The organism is Streptomyces sp. NPDC006510 (genome assembly GCF_040611955.1).
In the GTDB taxonomy this organism is placed as follows: Bacteria; Actinomycetota; Actinomycetes; order Streptomycetales; family Streptomycetaceae; genus Streptomyces.
Map to the genome: position 1 here is coordinate 1 of NZ_JBEXPH010000436.1, position 1,729 is coordinate 1,729.

The following is a 1,729-nucleotide window of genomic DNA, read 5'->3' on the forward strand; positions in this document are numbered from 1 at the left end:
CACGTGCAGTCGCGCCGGGACGGCGTCGTCCACCGCCTCGTCCTCGCCCGGGACCTGGAGCGAGAGCATCGCGCCGTCCACCAGGGGTGGCTCGCCCAGCGCGCACCGCTGGGCGTCGAGCCGCTCCCGCCCGGCGAACAGCACCACCGCGCCGCTGCCGAGCGAGCCGTCGGGCCCCAGGACGGCCGCGGCCAGGTTGGACGCCACGGTGGCGAGCGCCGTCCCCGAGGGGGCGGTGACCAGCACGTCGCACGCGCGCGCCGGGGTCTGGCCGCTGCGCGGCGCGAGGACGGTCAGCCGGATCTGCATCGCCGTCAGCGGTCCCTTCTGCGCGGGGCGCCGGGCAGGGGAAACGCCCTGTGATTCCCCCCACCCGACACGGACGCGTCGTCCGGTACGGGTTCGTCACGTGCCGTGGGGCTCCCTACCCCACAGTTCCGTGCTGGAGGCATCCTCGCACCTGCCACTGACAACACGCCCGGGGGTCACCGCTAAGTGATCTTGAAACGTCGGCTGTGCGCCCATAAGTGCCTGCTTGGAACGTTGTCCGCAGCGACGGAACCGTTCCGGAAGAGCGTCCGGAACGATTCATCGCACATGTGTACGACAACCATCCGCCCGGTACGAGCGTCTTGTCCCGCGACCGGCCGGTGCCTCCTCGGGGCGGCATCCGGCCAACGGCGGACAGGGCGACGACAGCAACCGGACGGAGCCGCCCGGCCCCGCCGGTCACCCCACTAGAGTGGGCGGAACTCCCGGGCGGATCCGGGAGCACCGCAATCACCACGATCTGCAGGGAGCGCATGACGTGCGGCCGGTAGGCAGCAAGTACCTCCTGGAGGAGCCGCTGGGACGCGGCGCCACGGGCACCGTCTGGCGTGCCCGCCAGCGGGAGACCGCGGGCGCCGAGGCGGCCGTCGCCGGCCAGCCCGGCGAGACCGTGGCGATCAAGGTCCTGAAGGAGGAGCTCGCCAACGACGCCGACGTCGTGATGCGGTTCCTGCGCGAGCGCTCCGTGCTGTTGCGGCTCACCCACGAGAACATCGTGCGCACCCGCGACCTGGTCGTCGAGGGCGACCTCCTCGCCCTCGTCATGGACCTGGTCGACGGCCCCGACCTGCACCGCTACCTCCGCGAGAACGGCCCGCTCACCCCGGTCGCCGCCGCGCTGCTCACCGCGCAGATCGCGGACGCGCTCGCCGCCAGCCACGCCGACGGCGTCGTCCACCGCGACCTGAAACCCGCCAACGTCCTGCTCGACGAGCGCGACGGCCAGATGCACCCGATGCTCACCGACTTCGGCATCGCGCGCCTGGCCGACTCCCCGGGGCTCACCCGGACCCATGAGTTCGTCGGCACGCCCGCCTATGTGGCGCCCGAGTCCGCCGAGGGCCGCCCGCAGACCTCCGCCGTCGACATCTACGGCGCGGGCATCCTGCTGTACGAGCTGGTCACCGGCCGCCCGCCGTTCGCCGGCGGCACCGCCCTCGAAGTGCTGCACCGGCACCTCAGCGAGGAGCCCCGCCGCCCCACCACCGTCCCGGCCCCGCTGTGGACGGTGATAGAGCGCTGCCTGAGCAAGGACCCCGACCGGCGGCCCAGCGCCGAGAACCTGGCCCGCGGCCTGCGTGCCGTCGCGGACGGCATCGGCGTGCACGCCAGCTCCGCCCAGATCGCCGCGGCCGATGGCGTGGGCGCCCTGCTCGCCCCCGACCCGGCGCCCGCGGCC

2 protein-coding genes are annotated in these 1,729 nt (G+C 73.7%); one reads left to right on the forward strand and one right to left on the reverse strand.

Going from position 1 to position 1,729, the window contains the following annotated elements; all coding sequences use genetic code 11:
• The coding region (locus ABZY11_RS44255; RefSeq protein WP_356484584.1) for a hypothetical protein at window positions 1-309 on the reverse strand (309 nt) is incomplete at its 3' end.
• A gap of 499 nt (window positions 310-808) precedes the next feature.
• Between ABZY11_RS44255 and ABZY11_RS44260 the strand changes: the two genes are divergently transcribed.
• The coding region (locus ABZY11_RS44260) for a serine/threonine-protein kinase (protein ID WP_356484585.1) at window positions 809-1,729 on the forward strand (921 nt) is incomplete at its 3' end.